This is a genomic window from Alteromonas marina, assembly GCF_000808575.1.
Taxonomy (GTDB): Bacteria; Pseudomonadota; Gammaproteobacteria; order Enterobacterales; family Alteromonadaceae; genus Alteromonas; species Alteromonas marina_A.
Genome location: NZ_JWLW01000006.1, coordinates 66,272 through 83,416, shown reverse-complemented (window position 1 = coordinate 83,416; position 17,145 = coordinate 66,272). Strand labels below are relative to the sequence as shown.

Below are 17,145 nucleotides of genomic sequence, written 5' to 3'. Positions count from 1 at the left end.
TGTGAAGAAAAACGGTTTTACACTAGTAGAACTTATTATAACCATATTGGTTATTGGGGTGCTGGCGGTAACCGCCGCCCCTCGCTTTCTTGGCAGCGACACCGAAGAAGCCATTGCGCTTCGCGACAGAACCCTTCAGCTTGTGCGCAATATGCAGTTTCGTGCCATGCAAAACGTGCAAGACACCAGTTGTGTAAAAATAACGAATACAGTTATTGCTCCCCCCGCTGGGCACGACTGCGCAAACGCTCTTTCCACTACTTTTGATGACGACCAAGTTGTCAATGCCTCTAATACTGATTTCACTTTTCAAACTGCGGATGAAAACGGCGATAGTTTTTCGCAAATTCGGTTTGACGGATTCGGCCGACCAAGCAATATTGCCTGCTCATCTATCTGCAAAATTCAAATAAGTACTTTTTCCATGTGTTTGCAAAGTGAAGGAGCCATTTATGCGTGCTAGCGCAATGTTTCCTACGCGTAGAAAACGCAGTGAAGGCTTTACCTTATTAGAGTTGGTAATTGGTATAGTAGTGTTCACAATTAGCCTAACTATTGTGTTGTCGCTTATTGTGCCTCAAGCTGAACAAACCGCGGAGCCATTTCGCCAAGTAAAAGCGGCTAAGTTAGGTCAGTCGTTAATGAACGATATTCTAAGCCGCTCTTATGATGAAAACAGCGACCGAAGCCCACCTTTTGAAACCTGTAATACTAAAGGAAATTGCTCAACAACACTTGGTCCTGAAGAGGCGAGTGAAGACGACTATGACGATGTTGACGACTACAACGGCTACGTAGTAGGTAATGTAGGTGGAAACTATAACAATTTTGGTTTTGCGGTAACGGTAGATTACGACAGTGACTTAGATGACAGTACGCCAACTGATGGGCAAACTTTCAAGCGTATTGATATAGCCGTTACCGCTCCAGACGGCCAAGTCTACAATTTTAGCGCTTATCGAGGGAGCTATTAATGTCCCTACCAAAAGCACAGTGCCAGCGCGGTTTTACACTTATAGAGCTTATTTTGGTGATCACTATTTTAGGTGTAATTAGCGTATCTGTGGCGCAAGTGATTTCGTTAAGTGCACAAATCTATATAACCGGCGCGGAGCGTACTCGTCTTGTTTCAGATGCGCGGTTTATCATTTTGCGACTGGAAAAGGAACTGCGTAATGTGGTGCCAAACTCTGTTTCATATGACGCAAGTTTAGGGTGCCTTTCTTATTACCCGATCAAAGAAAGTGGAACCTATGTGGGCGACGCGTTTAATAATCCCATGCATGTAGTCGTGTTCAATAGTCAGTTGAGCGTGAATGATACTCTTGTTATCTACCCGACAAATCCGCAGAGCGTGAATGATAACGGGCGAACAATAGACGCTATTGCTGATGCCGCTTCCGAGCCGACTAGTGATAATCAGTATGATCTCACACTCAGTGCCCCTAATACACAATCTTCCCCAGGGAAACGCTTCTTTGTTCCTGAAGCGCAAGTCACCGTGTGTAGAACCTCAACAGCACAAGGAGAGCGCTTGATTAGAACACAGGGTGCTACATCCGGCGTGCTTGGAACAAACGTAACATCGTGGAGCGCGAATGTCGTCACCGCGGGTTTACGCCAAAATGGCTTAATTGAGCTACGAATGACGTTAGAAAGCAGTGATGACGAACAAATATCGGTTGTACATGAGGTGCATTTTCCTAATGTGCCATAGCAAAACACGCCAATTAAACGTTAATCGCAGCGACAAGCGTACAGTTGGATTACGTGGCTCTCTTGTTCGTCAAAAAGGCTCTACAACGATTGTTGCGATCATTATAAGCATTGTTCTTTTAGGGCTAGGTATAGCTTTATCCAACCAAATTTCATCTAACATACGGCAGCAATCCATTGAATATTACGGTGCTCGAGCTTATTTAGCTGCCCAAAGCGGAATGGAAGTCGCTATTTCTAGACTCATTAACGGTAATAACCCCGCGTGTGCCGTAATTACTCAACCAGTAACTATAGATGCTGCTAATGTGCAGAATTGTGTAATTACGCTATCTTGTGAGGTGGAGACCGAGGTCGAGGAGCCTGAAGTTGCCGCTGGTGAAATCAGGGTTTATGCGTTAGGGGCCGAAGCGCAGTGCAGCACTGGCCAACTCGAAACCTCAAAACGCGTTCTTGTTGAAGTGAGGCAGGAAGAATAATGATTTACCGTAAATCTCTGGTTCGACTCTTTTGGACTTTTTTGCTGTCCATTTCAGCGCTACCCGCGCTGGCAGTTCCCCAAATCGAAGGTCGATTTATCGAACTTCAAAACACCTATAACAAAGCAGAGTGGACAACCATCAGTTTTTCGCAAGTGTACGACGAGCCGCCCGCAGTATTTATGCTTTCAACTAATCAGGGGAGTAACCCTGCTATAGTCAAGATTCGCAACGTCACTAGAACAGGTTTTGAAGCGCTACCACTCGAACCCTCTGGCGAGGATGGCCCCCACATCACTATGGGGGGGCATTACCTGGCTATCGCCTACGGCATTCACGAATTTCCTGACGGCGATATCGTTGAGGTAGGGAAAATGCAGCTAGATGCTACTACTATTCAAGCTTCTACCAATTCGCCTTGGTATATTCCAACGGGGCCATTGGTTCCGGGTACTGAAAATGCGCGATATGCAGAAGTTCCGTTACAAACAGATTTTGGTGAACAGCCGGTTTTCTTTCACTCTATTCAAACCGTGAATAACCAAGTAGACGTAAACGGGAAAAAGCCTCCTAATGAGTATTTACTGCCATTTTTAACTATTGCCGCTAAGTATGAAGCGCCCTCATACTATATCGCCTTGGAAGCGTCAGAAACCGATTATGAGCCGGTAACACGCACAGAAACGGTTGCTTACATGGCCACTACAGAAGGGTTTGATCGCAGGTTCTTTGACGATAAAGGTGTAGAAGTGGTCTGGGAGGCAGACTTTGCAGATGTACTTATTCAGGGGTGGAGTGATGGCTGTTTCCGCAACAATTTTAAGAACAATTATTCTCAAACGCCACTTGTTGCTGCAAGTAAGATTAGTCGCAACGGCCAAGACGGTGGCTGGTTACGTAGCTGCCAAGTAAACAAAAACAGATTAGGGCTTCGCGTTGATGAAGACCGAAGTTTAGACTCGGAGCGTAATCACGCCGAAGAAGAGGCAAGCATTCTGGCTATGACATCAGAGTTTGTGTTCAGTGGTGAGGTGCCAAGCTGTGACGTGGCATTTCCTGGCGCGGTAGCAGCATTTGGCGGCTCGGCCATTAATCTTCCCGCGAATAGCCGTATTATCGATGAAAACAGCGGCGTACTAAGTGCAACTCAATTAATCCCCGGAGGGACAGCTGGCACAGCGGATTACCCTAAATGTGGTGAGCCGGGTGTTGACTGTACCGTAAATAACACAGACTCACTGACCGAGTCACAAGCCAGAGCAATACCGAGTATTACAGTTGATGACAGCGGCCCCGAAATAACCGCCGGTAATTTAGCGGGAGATTACTACTTCAACAGGCAGAATGTGCTGATGGCAGCGGGCAACTATAACGTCGTAGCCCCTACACGCATCTATATTTCCGATCCAGGTACAAATCCAATTGGCGAGCCAACCCGCTTCGTTATGGCAAATGTCAACGTTACCGTTTCTGATGGTGCTTACCTAGCGATTTATGTAGACGGTGACGTAGTTATTGATGGTTCTAACCCCAAAGCGCTAGTTATTGCTAAAGGCACGGTGACGTTTGCTAATGTTAGTGATGAAACCCTTGTTGGGCGATTCAATGCCGGCGGAGGGATCGAATCTATTTCTTCAACAACGGCAGGTATTCCCGCTCCTCTTAAAGTAACCGCGAACGAAGTACCGAATAATATACCCGGCATATGTGGTCGCGAGGTTATCGAAGTACTCAATCACTATCGCTATGAATTAGCTGATAATAAAGGCAGTAGCTGTGCGGCTAAACAAATAACACTAAAAGCATGCGCAGATGTGGATTGCGATCTCATTTATTCTCAACCTTCAACGGTTAATCTCTCTCCTCAAAATAACGCCAATTTCCAGTGGAGCGGAAACGATGTCGTCTCTTTTACGGGACAAATTTCGTTAGCGCTAGACAGCCTGAAAGGAAACGATACAAAGCTTGCAACGCTAGGAGAAACACCATCATCTCAGCTTCGCTGCTTTATTGGCGGAAAAGAAGTAGGTATTGAAGGATGTAAGATTGATTTTGTAGATGATGGTTTAGTGTTTAAGAATCTTACCGACAATAACGCGACCATCGTAACCCAACTATCAGGCAAACCATCTGATCAAGGTTTTAACAGTAAAACTTATGCTGTCGAGGCCTGCGGCAATACGGAACTCTTAAAAAACAAAATTGTGGATGTGGACCTTAACTACAGCTGTGCAAGCGCTAGCAATTGCTTGAACAAGCTGGCCTTTTCTAATGATAGCAACACGTATCAACTGGGGTTGTCAGCTGAAACATTCGCGCTACAGTTCGATGCAAACGCTCGCGCTGAGTTTACGTTGCAGTATCCTGATGCAGGTGAATTGTCGCTCACAGGAGCAATTACTGACAGGACGGCAATATCAGGGTCTTCAAATATCTTCACGGTTCGCCCTTTCGGTTTTGCAATGGATATTTTAAATGACAGTGGCACTAGTACCAATCCCAACGGGTATGCGACTAACGCGAGTGGATCACTGCTGAAGCGCACGGGTGAAAACTTTGTACTAGGTCTTCGTACTGTGCAGTGGGTTGATGGCGAAGATAGTAATAATGATGGTGTACCAGATAATTTCGCTGACTTAGCCAATAACAACACAGCCGAACACTATTCAGGAAGTGTCTCCTTAACGCCTCAACAAACCTTGCCAGCAGGGGGAACAGCAGGGTCTTTAAGTACCAACAGCGTTAACTTTGATAATGAAGGTAAAGTTAACTTGGCCGTTAATTATGATGAAGTGGGTGTCATTTCTATTGCAGCTCAAAGTGCATACTTGAACAACACCACGGTATTGGGCCAAGTCGATAACGTGGGAAGGTTTGCGCCTTCGAATTTTTCACTGACAGGGAACGTGGTGGCAGCATGTACTGCCAGTGGTGGGTTTAACTATTTTGACCAACCGATTAATGAGGTTAGCTTTACTCTTACTGCCCTTAACCAAAATGGCAGCCGCACTGTGAACTACTATGGTGGCTTCGACAAACTAACAAGCCTTGGTTTACAGGTTGAGCACGACGGGAGTTTGTTAGACCGTTTAGAAAATACAAACACGATCTCATGGCCTCAAAGCGGAGCTACAGGTCAAATTTCCTTTTCTGACAATGATATAGCATTTAGCCGCTTGGGTGGCACAGCACTCGACGGAGCATATATGGACGCATCTATTGCACTAGTGGCTGATAGTGGACAAATTGAGAGCGCAAACTTTAATGGGCTTTCTTGCACGGGTTTCTGTGTTGACGATTTTGGTGATGCGATCAGCTTCGCCTACGGCCGAGCTACGTTAATTAACAACTATGGCGGTGCAGATGAAGCCTTATTGCTTCCCCTTCGTACTCAATACTGGGATGGTCAAACGTGGCGCATAAACACGTACGATAGCTGCACAGACTTTGCTCACGCTAATATAAATGATGTCTCAGGCGAGCTAGTTTCTTCTGAAGACGGAACCCTAAGTGAAGGTGCGTACGTCACCGGCGAAGGTATGCGCTTATCATCGCCAAATGGGGCGGGTAATTATCCGTTAACTTATACCCCCGAAGCATGGTTGCTGTGGGATTGGGATGAAGATGGTGAAGCCGACAACCCGCCTAGTGCCACGCTAACCTATGGTGTTTATAGAGGAAACGACAACATCATTTACAAGCGGGAACAAATCAATAACTAGTAAGGCAGTTTGACGGTTTTATTCACGACATTGCAGGTAGAGCAAGCAGTAGCGTTCTCATTGTAAAAAGGTGTGAATATTTAGCTAATTGTTTTTGAACCTTCTAATGTTTACGGGGTCATTAATGGTTCTAATGTAGGAATCAAATGATTAGCGCGTATATGTTATGCCTATATGGGGCTGACGCTAATTTTGCTTGTTATTAAAGTAGTTATTTTGGCCCTAAGTGACACCATTACTTGCCCAAAATTGCCCCCATTGTTAAAGTGTGCGGATAAATATCGACTTCACGTTAAAGCGTCGCCATCTCACCTTTGCAAATACGCGTTAACACAGGAACAGGAATAAACACTTCATGTTTAAAAAGCTTCGAGGCATGTTCTCTAACGATCTGTCCATCGACCTCGGAACAGCTAACACGCTGATTTATGTAAAAGACCAAGGTATTGTTCTAAACGAGCCCTCAGTAGTAGCTATTCGTCAAGAACGCGCTGCAGGCCCTAAAAGTGTTGCCGCAGTGGGTGCAGAAGCTAAGCGAATGCTTGGTCGTACGCCGGGTAACATTCGCGCCATCCGTCCAATGAAAGATGGTGTTATTGCCGACTTCTACGTGACTGAAAAAATGCTTCAGCACTTTATTAAACAAGTGCATGACAATAACTTCTTGCGCCCTAGTCCTCGTGTACTGGTATGTGTGCCGTGTGGTTCAACCCAAGTAGAGCGCCGTGCAATCAAAGAGTCAGCGCTTGGCGCTGGTGCACGAGAAGTATTTCTTATTGATGAACCTATGGCTGCGGCCATCGGTGCGGGCTTGCCGGTATCTGAAGCGCAAGGTTCTATGGTAGTAGATATTGGTGGTGGTACCACTGAAGTTGCTATCATCTCACTAAACGGCGTGGTTTATTCATCTTCTGTGCGTATTGGTGGTGATAAGTTCGATGAAGCTATCATTAACTATATTCGCCGTAATTTCGGTTCACTTATAGGTGAAGCGACAGCCGAACGTATCAAGCATGAAATTGGTGCTGCATATCCGGGCGAAGAAGTACGCGAAATTGAAGTGCGCGGTCGTAACCTTGCTGAAGGTGTACCTCGCGGGTTTACGCTAAACTCAAATGAAATACTTGAAGCCCTTCAAGAGCCGCTAACAGGTATCGTTTCTGCTGTAATGGTGGCACTAGAACAGTCGCCGCCAGAACTCGCTTCTGATATCTCTGAACGCGGTATGGTGCTCACCGGCGGTGGTGCACTTCTAAAAGACCTAGATAGGCTACTCATGGAAGAAACAGGAATACCAGTAGTTATTGCTGATGATCCGTTAACCTGTGTAGCACGCGGCGGTGGTAAGGCTTTCGACATGATTGACCTTCACGGTGGCGACCTGTTTAGCTACGAATAAACAGGAAAGGCAACCGTAAGGTTGCCTTATTTGTATCATGGATACTATTTTTACTCGCGGTCCTTCTTTAAATATCAGACTTACGCTGGCCCTTGTGCTGTCGGTCACTCTGATATTTGTAGATCACAAGATGGATGGCTTTAAATCGACGCGAGTGTACCTCAACTCTTTAATGAGCCCGCTGCAGTATATTGCTAACCTTCCTGGATTGATGCTTAGTGAGAGCGCCCAGCGCCTTACCTCTCAAGAACAGTTACTGGCGGAAAATCAAAAGCTGAATAACCAGCTGTTGCTTATGAGCGAAAAGCTTCAGCAGTTTGAGGTTATCGCCAAAGAAAATGCGCAGCTTCGCGAACTGCTGCAAGCCCCCGTGCGCCTAGCGTCTAAGAAAATGGTTGCTGAGCTAATGGCGGTAGATAAAAACCCATATAGCCAGCAGGTTGTTATCAATAAAGGGGCCATTGATGGGGTTTATCTATCTCAGCCAGTTATTGATGATAATGGCGTTGTGGGCCAAGTTATGGAAGTAGGCTCTACCAATAGTCGCGTACTTCTGATTGCTGATGTTACGCACGCCATTCCAGTTCGTTCGTTGCGTAACGATATTCGCTTTATTGCCACCGGCAGCGGTGCATTAAATGAATTATACCTTGAGCATGTACCGCACAGCGTAGATATTCAAGAAGGCGATACGCTTATTTCATCGGGCCTGGGTAAGGTTTTCCCGGAGGGCTATCCCGTCGCCACCGTTAAGCAGGTAGTGAGAGATGAAAGTCGCCCTTTTGCACGTGTCATTGCTACGCCGTTAGCTAATTTAGACAGGCTTCGGCATTTGTTGCTTTTGTGGGGCGCCGAAGGTGAGCCTGAATTAGACACCGATGAAAAGGCAAGCAAGCCAGCAGACAACGAGGAAGAGTCTTCAGATGCGTAAACGTAACCTCGTTATTTGGATAAGCCTGCTAGTCGCCCTTGTATTGCAAATTGTTCCACTGCCCACTCAAGTAGATGTATACCGCCCTGACTGGGTGCTAGTTGTGCTTGCCTACTGGAGTATGGCACTGCCTCACAGAGTGAATGTGGGTGTGGCGTTTTTAACTGGTGTTGCTATGGATGTGCTTGTGGGCACAACGTTGGGTATTCATAGTTTCGGCCTAAGTATTTGTGTTTATATATTAGCGGCCAATTACCAAAGACTAAGAAATTACTCCGTTTGGCAGCAAGCCATTATTATCGGTCTATTATCAGCGCTATATCACTTACTTACATTTTGGGTGCAGCACCTGCTGACTGATATTTATTTCCGGGTTGATTATTTGTGGCCCGTTGTAACGTCTATGGTGTTGTGGCCGTGGGTATTTTGGCTGCTTCGACGCACGCGCAGACAGTTTTCAATTTCGTAACCCGAACACGTTCTCGATTAAACCAAAGGTAAGCCAATGACAAAATCGGTAGTGTTAGCGTCAGCCTCTCCACGACGCACTGCTTTGCTCAAGCAAATGAACATAGCCCATACAATACAGCCTGCCGATATTGACGAGTCGCCCCGTGACAACGAGCCACCGAAGGAGCTTGTCGCAAGGCTTGCCAGTGAAAAAGCCCAAGCGGTGAAAGCATGCCTTGAGGATCAGCAGGCAATGACCGACGACAAGGTTATTCTGGCCAGCGACACGCTAATATCGTTTAACGGACAAAGTGTTGGCAAGCCAGAAGATAAAGCAGATTCTAAGCGCATTCTCACTATGCTTTCTGGTAAAACTCATGACGTCCTTACCGCTATTTGTGTGCTTGATAACGCTCAGCAACAGACTCAAGTAATTGCCACATCTGTGACTTTTGCAGCATTGACGGATGAGCAAATTGACGCATACTGGGAAACAGGAGAACCTGCCGACAAAGCAGGGAGTTACGCTATTCAAGGTATTGGTGGTGAGTTTGTAGTTTCCATTAACGGCAGTGCAAGTGCCGTAATAGGCCTACCACTGTACGAAACCCGCCAATTACTTAATGCATTTGGAGTTGTGTCGTGAGTGCTGAACTGCTTATTAACGTTACCCCGTCAGAGTCACGGGTGGCGCTTATTGAAAACGGAATACTGCAAGAAATTCACGTAGAGCGTCATACCAAACGCGGTTTGGTTGGCAATATCTATCGCGGTAAAGTTAGCCGTGTATTACCGGGAATGCAGGCAGCATTTGTTGATATCGGTTTAGAAAAGGCCGCCTTCTTACATGCATCTGACATTGTCATTCACAATGAAATTGCTGAAGAAGTCTCGGCAAGCCATATTCAAAAGCAAGACATTCGCGAGTTGGTGCGAGACGGTCAAGATATTGTGGTTCAGGTAGTGAAAGATCCTATCGGTACCAAAGGCGCACGCCTTACCACAGACATTACTATCCCCAGCCGTTATCTTGTATTTATGCCTTCGGTGACTCACGTAGGCGTATCTCAACGCATTGAAGAAGAAGCAGAAAGAGAGCGCTTAAAGTCGCTGGTGCAAGAGTTTTGTGATGAAAACGGTGGCTTCATTCTGCGTACTGCGGCTGAAGGCGTGGGCAAAAACGAACTGCAGTCCGACGCAGCATTTTTGCGAAGGCTGTGGGATAAAATTCAGTCGCGTATGAAAAAGCGTAAGTCGAACGTGCTTTATGAAGACTTACCGCTAGCACGACGAGTGCTACGCGACTTTGTTGGTACAGAGCTCGACAGAATTCGTATCGACTCGAAACTATCATTCAACGAACTTCACCAGTTCACCAAAGAGTACGTGCCTGAAATGAACGGCAAGCTCGAATACTACCCGGGTGATAGACCTATTTTTGATTTATACGATGTGGAAAATGAGGCGCAGCGAGCCTTGGAACGCCGTGTCGATTTAAAATCTGGCGGCTACTTGATCATTGATCAGACCGAAGCGATGACCACAATCGATATTAATACGGGCGCTTTTGTTGGCCACCGGAACTTAGAAGAAACGATTTTTAACACCAATATTGAGGCGACGCAGGCCATTGCCCGTCAGTTAAGATTGCGCAATTTGGGCGGGATGATCCTTATCGACTTCATCGATATGATTGAACCAGACCACAAACGACGTGTCTTACACTCATTAGAGGTGGCGACGAACAAGGACAGAGCCAAGATAAATATTCACGGTTTTACTGCGCTAGGGCTAATTGAAATGACCCGTAAGCGCACCCGTGAAAGCATTGAGCATATATTGTGCGGAGAATGCCCGGTGTGTAAAGGGCGAGGCACGGTAAAAACCATTGAAACCATTTGCTTTGAAATTATGCGTGAAATTGTACGGGTGAATCGCGCCTACGACGCAGACAAGTTTGTGGTTTACGCTTCACCTAAAGTGGCAGAAGCCTTAATGGGTGAAGAGTCTCATATGCTGGCAGAACTGGAAGTATTTGTGTCTAAACAAATCAAGGTTCAAACAGAAACATTGTACAATCAGGATAAGTACGACGTCGTCATGATGTAATGCATTAACGTATACAAAGGCAAAATGTGACAAATTTTTCGTCGGTAGCCGCTTATCTACTTAAAAAGTTTTGGCTGCTACTCGCCGTATTGCTTGTACTTTTCGCGCTTGTTTTAAGCGCTGCACGCTATGCTCTGCCGCATATTGAGCACAACAAACACCTGTTGGAAAACTATATTAATGAGCGTTATGGCGTAAACCTATCCATTCAAAGTGTGCATGCTGTTTGGCAGCGCAATGGTCCAAGTATTGTGCTCAATTCGGTGTCGTTGGCTAAAAACGATGCTAGCCCTGTTGCATTGGATATCAGGCAAATCTACGTCGAGCTAGATTTTTGGGAATCGCTACGCCACCAACTTATCTCATCCACCCGTTTCGAGCTACGTGGTCTTAAGCTTGATATTGACGCCGATCGCCTTTCTGGAGGCGATAAGAATAACTTCCCTGTAGTAAATGCGCTAGAGCGTCTGTTTTTGGAGCAGCTTCAAAGCTTCTCGTTAGAAGACGGGGTGGTATCTGTCACTCATCTTAATGAAACCAATTCATTTGATATTGAAAGTTTATCGTGGAACAACCATGAAGAGCGACACCAAGGTTTAGGTCAGCTTAAGGTTGCAGATTTAGCGGCTAACTCGGCCTCGTTTATCATTGATATCACGGGCACGCGGGAAGACTTTGACGGCGTGTTCTACGCCAAAGCAGAAGAGCTCGATATTTCTCCGTGGGTAAGCGACCTCATCAAAACCAAGCGTCCACTAGCGCAAAGCCGCGCAAACTTTGAAGTATGGACTAACTTTTCTCAAAGTGAAGTCACAAGCGTACAAGCCGAGCTTAGTGAAAGCCTTTTAGAGTGGGGCAGTGGCCGCGCGAAAACGGTAACAGGTATCAGCGGAGGTAGTCTCCAGGCGTTGCCTAACGATGAGAACAGACAGGGAGGCTGGAATGTCCGAGTGGATCAATTGGTGCTTAATTCGAGCAACGATACCCTTACAACAGACCTAATTGGTAGTATAAGTGCAAATGGTGATGCGCTGATAAACACCGTAAAGCCAGTGCAAATTAACCCCTTTCTGCTGCTGTTACCGCTTTTCATGGATGATACCAGTGAAGAAGAAATACGCGGGCTTAATCCAAAAGGCGAGTTGGCGACATTGCAGATTCAGTGGCACAACGGCCAGCCTTCTTTAGCTGCTAAAGTACTAGATTTACAGTGGGACAAAACTGATAAGGTACCCGGTCTTTCGTCGCTAGACGCAGACTTTTTCTGGTATAAAAATAATGGCGCTATCTACTTAGAGAGCGCGGATAGCTTACTAAGTGCCAACGGCGTAATTAAGAAAGACGTCAATATAAACTTATTTAAATCCCAGTTTTATATTTACCCAGAGCAGATAGATAGCGAAGACAAGCAGTGGGTAGTAAAAGGCAGCGATATGCTGCTTAATAGTGATGCCGTTACTCTTCACCCTCAGTTTAAACTGAATACGTCGACAGGGTTTATGTCGCTTTATGTGGATGTAAGCCCATTGGCGCTAAATGAGGTGAGCAGTTTATTTCCCCCTTCTTTAATGGGGGCTAATACCGACAAATACCTTACTCGTGCATTTACAGGAAAAGGTGAAATCGCAAATGCGCGCGTGCTGTGGCACGGTCGCACGAGTGACTTCCCGTTTGACGACAACACGGGCATTTTTCAGGCGTATGTCGATATTGAGCAGGGGGATTTTCTTTTTGCGCCAGACTGGCCGGCACTTAATAACTTAGACCTATCTTTGTATTTTGTGAATAATGCATTAGTGATGGAGAGCCCTAGTGCGACGCTTGCCGGTATGAAAATCAGTGATATGTCGGCTGCCATTCCAAGCTTTAGTCCAGATGCTCGCCTGATTATTTATGCCAATGGTACTGGCACTGGGGACGCGCTAACCGCGTTAATGATGGATTCGTCCCTCAAAAAATCTTTAGGAAAAGTACTTAACGAAGACGTGCAAATTAACGGGCCACTATCTGCCGACATAAAGCTTGATATCCCGTTTAAAGGCAAAGATGTGGTGGCATCGGGAACGGCGCACTTGTCGGATAACCCCGTTTTTGTTGCGACTACAAATATGCTATTTGATAAGGCATCGGGAGAGGTGTCATTTGTTAATGGCGATATAGACGCAAGTGGGCTTCAAGCGCAGTTTCTTAAACAGCCGGTGAACTTGTCGCTATCCGGTAGACAGGTCGACACATACGAGCTAAATGTAGAGTTAGGTGGGCGATGGCATGTACACCCGCTCGCTAACTATGTGAACACGGATCTCACCGAATACATCGACGGCGAAAGTGATTGGAACACTACAGTCCAACTGTCGCTTTCAAACAGTGGGTTTAATTATACTGCCAATTTGACTGCAGATTTAACGGCGACACAAAGTGTATTGCCTGCTCCCTTCGATACGCCAGCGGGCAGCAGTTTACCGCTGCTTATTACCAGTAAAGGCGATAGCAAAGCATCAAATGTGGAGGCGTCACTTGGTGATAACATTCGTTTTGATGGCGTACTACCGCACAAAGAAATGCAGTTTTCACGTGCGCACTTGGCACTTGGCGAAAGCGATATAGCCAACATTGGTACAGGTTTTAGTATCAGTGCGAATCTAGCTCAAGCTGATGTGCAAGAATGGTTTACCACTATAAATATGTTACTTTCCGGTAAAGGGAAAGACACCAGCACCGCCGTTGCAAAAACAAATGCTCAATCGAGTATCCAATCAAACGAAAGTAAAAAAGCGAATTTGTTTGGTACTCCTTCGCGGATATTCGCCAAAGCCGACAAGCTAAATTTTGCTGGCCACAGTATTAAAGATGCGCAGCTCAGTGCAACAGAACGCAATAAAGATTGGATCCTAGACTTAGCGTCGCCTCAGGCAAGAGCCACTATTCGTATTAATAGTGATTTAGACGAGCAGGGCATTGAAATAAATGCCGACTATTTATCACTAGAGAAGCCTGCTGAAGCCGGGGGGACGACAAAAGCCGACTCAGAGAGCGGCGTTGAGTTAGCTACGAATAGTGCAATGCCAAATGAGGAAGGCGTGTCGCCCTACAATATTGACCCAAATACGCTACCGCCCATTTATTTTTATTGTCAGTCCTGTGGCGTGCACGGCATCGATTTAGGTGAAGTTACCTTAGACATCGCGAAGGAAGAGAATGGTTTAGCCATTCGCCAGCTTCTAGTGAAATCTGATGAAACTAACGTTACCGCAACGGGTTATTGGAAGCACATGGGAGGCGAGATTCAAAGCGCGTTAAACGGAACATTAACGTCTCCCGACGTTGGGCAGATGCTAAAAGAGTACGGTGTTGAATCAGGAATAAAAGATTCTAGCGCAAACGTGGCGTTTGATATCAACTGGCCAAATGCGCCGATGGATTTCGGGTTTGAACAGCTAAACGGTAATGTTGAGTGGTCGCTGTCAGATGGGTATCTAACTGAGTTGAGTGATAAGGGGTCACGTATCTTTACCCTGTTTAGCTTGAACTCGTTAGTGCGGAAGCTCAGTCTCGATTTTCGAGACGTTTTTGCTAAGGGGTTTTTCTACGACGATATGGGCGGTACGTTAAGTATTGTTAATGGCAAAGCGTATACCGACGATACTGAAATTGACGGCGGCGCTGGTGAAATAGAGATCACAGGCTTCACCGACCTCAACACTGGTGGATTAAATTACAACGTATCGTTCGCACCGAACGTAACCGGGAACTTACCGTTTTTAGTGTATTTCTTGGCTACGCCGCCTACTGCACTCGCTGCTCTTGCCATAGACCAGGTGCTAACCTCTGCGAAAGTTATTTCGAATGTGAACTATCGCGTTACAGGCACCATAAAAGATCCTAAGTTCGACGAAGTTGAGCGCAACAGCAAAGACATCAGCTTACCTGCGCAAAATGCGCCTGTACCGGCCAACCCGCAAGACAGGCCATTAACGGAAGATGACGTACGCAGGCTTAAAATGGAGGTGATCGATGGTTAATTTAGTTGCATTACAAATGACATCTGCGCCAAGCGTGGAAGAAAATCTCGACACCGTTGCAAACGAAATGGCATCGGCAAAGATTGAGAAAAACAGTTTAGTTGTGCTTCCAGAGTGTTTTGCTTATTTCGGCGGTAAAGACAAAGGCCAACTTGCTGTGGCAGAAACAAAGGGCGAAGGCGTAATTCAGCGACGTTTGTCAGCGCTTGCTGCACAATACCAGTGCTATCTGGTTTCGGGTACGTTTCCAGTGAAAACCAATAGCCCAGAGAAGTTTTCCGCAGCCTGCATACTGTTTGGCCCTAATGGTGATGTGTTGGCAGACTACCGAAAAATTCACATGTTCGATGTATCGGTTAACGACAATACGGGCAGTTATCGTGAATCGGCGACAACCGAAGCGGGCAGCAAGGTGGTTACTGTTGAAACGCCAATAGGCAATATTGGTCTTGCGGTGTGCTATGATGTACGCTTTCCGGGGTTATTTACTGCAATGGGCGATATCGATATTCTGGTGTTGCCAGCGGCCTTTACCCAGCGCACCGGAGAAGCCCATTGGCATGCGTTGTTGCAAGCCAGAGCCATTGAAAAGCAGTGCTTTGTGGTAGCTGCAAATCAAAGTGGTGTGCATGCAAATGGCCGTGAAACATACGGTCACAGTCTTGTACTGTCGCCTTGGGGGGAGACCCTTGCCGAACGCAAAACCGACGTAGGGTTAGTTTCGGCAAAAGTAGATATTGCAGAAAGAGAAACCATTAAACAGAATATGCCGGTTGCCGAACATAACCGATTCAGGAGTCACTTTGTCTAAATCTGTTGAGCGTCATTTATTATCTGACTCAGGGCTAGATATCTCTAAGCTAGAGCGTGCTTTAGCGACTATTCATCGTCACGATACCGACTATGCCGATTTATATTTTCAGTCAAGCCAGCACGAAAGCTGGGTGTTGGAAGACGGCATTATTAAAGAAGGCAGCTATAACATAGAGCGCGGCGTAGGCGTGCGTGCAATTAGCGGCGAGAAAACAGGGTTCGCTTATTCCGACGAAATAAGCGAAGAAGCGTTGACTAAAGCGTGTAAAGCGGCCCGCGGTATTGCGCCAAGCGGCGGGTCACAACAAGTTGCTTCGCTTGGACAAAAACCAGTGCAAGCGCGATACAGCGAAAATAACCCTATTCTTGCGATGCAAGACGCTGAGAAAATTTCGCTTTTAAAAGCAGTAGATGCCTATATCCGCAAACAAGAGCCGTCTGCCAATCAGGTAGTGGTGAGCTTAAGCGGCGTGTATGAAGAAATTTTAGTTGCCGGCAGTGACGGTACGTTAGCTACTGATATTCGCCCGCTAGTGCGCTTGAACTGCTCGGTATTGCTAGAACAAGGCGATAGACGTGAACGTGGTTCAGCTGGAGCTGGTGGTCGTTATGCCTACTCGTTCTTTAAACAAGACGAAAACGGCAAACCGTATTACGAGACGTTGGCAGAAGATGCCCTCCACATGGCACGCGTAAACATGCAGGCTGTGGCGTCACCGGCAGGCGCTATGCCTGTAGTATTAGGTAACGGTTGGCCTGGCGTATTACTTCACGAAGCGGTAGGGCACGGTCTTGAAGGCGACTTTAACCGTAAGGGTGCATCAACATTTAGTGGCCGTATTGGTCAGCGCGTTGCTGCAAAAGGCGTGACGGTTGTTGACGATGGCACATTAAACGACCGTCGTGGCTCGTTGTCGGTAGACGATGAAGGCACACCAACAGCGCACAACGTGCTTATTGAAGATGGTATCTTGAAAGGTTATATGCAGGATAAACATAACGCCAAGCTTATGGGCGTTGCGCCTACCGGTAACGGTCGTCGTGAATCCTATGCGCACTTGCCTATGCCCCGCATGACGAATACTTATATGTTGGAAGGCCAACATGATCCGCAGGAGATTATCGCGTCTATCGACAAAGGTATTTACGCGCCGAACTTTGCTGGCGGACAAGTAGACATTACGTCAGGAAAATTTGTATTTTCTAGCGCGGAAGCCTACTTAATTGAAAACGGTAAAATTACCGCTCCAGTAAAAGGGGCTACCTTAATTGGTAACGGTCCAGAGGTTATGCAAAAAATCTCAATGATTGGAAATGACACTGCCCTAGATAAAGGCGTTGGTGTATGTGGTAAAGACGGTCAAAGCGTGCCGGTGGGTGTAGGTCAGCCCACGCTTAAAATTGACGAGTTGACCGTGGGTGGTACGGCTTAATTCAGCTCAAACCTGTATACTGGAAAATTAAAAAAGGTTGGGCCTAGGCTCCAACCTTTTTTGTATGCTAA

13 protein-coding genes are annotated in these 17,145 nt (G+C 46.4%); all 13 read left to right on the top strand.

The window, feature by feature from the left end; genetic code table 11:
• The first annotated feature begins 1 nt into the window (after window position 1).
• Window positions 2-463 (top strand): type II secretion system protein, encoded by a 462-nt coding sequence (locus tag RJ41_RS04110; RefSeq protein WP_039217328.1) that lies wholly within the window; start codon window positions 2-4, stop codon window positions 461-463.
• A complete protein-coding gene (locus RJ41_RS04105) occupies window positions 453-974 on the top strand; it encodes a type IV pilus modification PilV family protein (RefSeq protein WP_039217325.1) in 522 nt (173 codons plus the stop codon). The genes RJ41_RS04110 and RJ41_RS04105 overlap by 11 nt, the downstream gene beginning before the upstream one ends.
• Window positions 974-1,717: a PulJ/GspJ family protein gene (locus RJ41_RS04100; RefSeq protein WP_039217322.1), complete on the top strand. Its 744-nt coding sequence runs from the start codon at window positions 974-976 to the stop codon at window positions 1,715-1,717. The genes RJ41_RS04105 and RJ41_RS04100 overlap by 1 nt, the downstream gene beginning before the upstream one ends.
• Window positions 1,707-2,195, top strand: a complete 489-nt coding sequence (locus RJ41_RS04095; RefSeq protein WP_039217319.1) for a hypothetical protein — start codon at window positions 1,707-1,709, stop codon at window positions 2,193-2,195. The genes RJ41_RS04100 and RJ41_RS04095 overlap by 11 nt, the downstream gene beginning before the upstream one ends.
• A complete protein-coding gene (locus RJ41_RS04090) occupies window positions 2,195-5,917 on the top strand; it encodes an H-type lectin domain-containing protein (RefSeq protein WP_039217317.1) in 3,723 nt (1,240 codons plus the stop codon). Before RJ41_RS04095 ends, RJ41_RS04090 begins: the two co-directional genes overlap by 1 nt.
• 355 nt (window positions 5,918-6,272) lie before the next feature.
• Window positions 6,273-7,316 carry a rod shape-determining protein gene (locus RJ41_RS04085; RefSeq protein WP_012516782.1) on the top strand — a complete coding sequence of 348 codons (1,044 nt, stop codon included), beginning with the start codon at window positions 6,273-6,275 and terminating at the stop codon, window positions 7,314-7,316.
• Between the two features lie 37 nt (window positions 7,317-7,353).
• On the top strand, window positions 7,354-8,247 hold the full coding sequence (mreC, locus tag RJ41_RS04080) for a rod shape-determining protein MreC (RefSeq protein WP_039217296.1): 894 nt from the start codon (window positions 7,354-7,356) through the stop codon (window positions 8,245-8,247).
• Entirely contained in the window at window positions 8,240-8,716 is a 477-nt protein-coding gene (gene mreD, locus RJ41_RS04075) for a rod shape-determining protein MreD (protein WP_039217293.1), read from the top strand. The genes mreC and mreD overlap by 8 nt, the downstream gene beginning before the upstream one ends.
• A gap of 36 nt (window positions 8,717-8,752) precedes the next feature.
• Window positions 8,753-9,343: a Maf family protein gene (locus tag RJ41_RS04070; protein ID WP_039217290.1), complete on the top strand. Its 591-nt coding sequence runs from the start codon at window positions 8,753-8,755 to the stop codon at window positions 9,341-9,343.
• Window positions 9,340-10,806, top strand: a complete 1,467-nt coding sequence (gene rng / locus RJ41_RS04065; protein ID WP_014947913.1) for a ribonuclease G — start codon at window positions 9,340-9,342, stop codon at window positions 10,804-10,806. The genes RJ41_RS04070 and rng overlap by 4 nt, the downstream gene beginning before the upstream one ends.
• A gap of 26 nt (window positions 10,807-10,832) precedes the next feature.
• Complete coding sequence (locus tag RJ41_RS04060; RefSeq protein WP_039217285.1) at window positions 10,833-14,828, top strand: YhdP family protein; 3,996 nt, start codon at window positions 10,833-10,835, stop codon at window positions 14,826-14,828.
• On the top strand, window positions 14,821-15,639 hold the full coding sequence (locus tag RJ41_RS04055) for a carbon-nitrogen hydrolase family protein (RefSeq protein ID WP_039217283.1): 819 nt from the start codon (window positions 14,821-14,823) through the stop codon (window positions 15,637-15,639). Before RJ41_RS04060 ends, RJ41_RS04055 begins: the two co-directional genes overlap by 8 nt.
• Window positions 15,632-17,074: a metalloprotease TldD gene (gene tldD, locus RJ41_RS04050; RefSeq protein WP_039217280.1), complete on the top strand. Its 1,443-nt coding sequence runs from the start codon at window positions 15,632-15,634 to the stop codon at window positions 17,072-17,074. The genes RJ41_RS04055 and tldD overlap by 8 nt, the downstream gene beginning before the upstream one ends.
• Window positions 17,075-17,145 lie beyond the last annotated feature (71 nt).